The sequence below is a fragment of the Sphaerotilus sp. FB-3 genome (genome assembly GCF_023706025.1).
In the GTDB taxonomy this organism is placed as follows: domain Bacteria; phylum Pseudomonadota; class Gammaproteobacteria; order Burkholderiales; family Burkholderiaceae_C; genus Sphaerotilus; species Sphaerotilus sulfidivorans.
The window spans coordinates 50,720-51,119 of record NZ_BQWE01000016.1; the positions used below are offsets into that span (position 1 = coordinate 50,720).

Sequence of the window (400 nt, forward strand, 5' to 3'; positions counted from 1 at the left end):
CGGGGCTGGACTGGCCGGTGCCGGACTACAGCACGGTGTGCCGACGTCAGAAGACGCTGCAGACCCAGATCACCTACCGTCCCAGCGCCGAGCCCCTGCAGCTGCTGGTCGACAGCACGGGGGTCAAGTTCCTCGGCGAGGGTGAGTGCAAGCGCAAGAAGCACGGGGCCGAGTACCGCCGCGAGTGGCGCAAGGTGCATCTGGGCATCGACGCGCAGACGCTGGAGATCCGTGCGGTCGAGGTCACGAGCAATGCGATTGGCGACGCGCCGATGCTGCCGGAGCTGCTGGCGCAGATCGCGCCGGACGAGGCCATTGCCAGCGTCACCGCAGACGGCGCCTACGACACGAGGGCGTGCCGGGATGCGATCGCGCAGCGCGGCGCGGTGGCAGTGATCGC

Annotated in this window: 1 protein-coding gene; it reads left to right on the forward strand. The window is 69.5% G+C overall.

The window, feature by feature from the left end:
• On the forward strand, positions 1 to 400 hold a 400-nt coding region (locus NFT33_RS19385; RefSeq protein ID WP_251674897.1), incomplete at both ends, for an IS5 family transposase.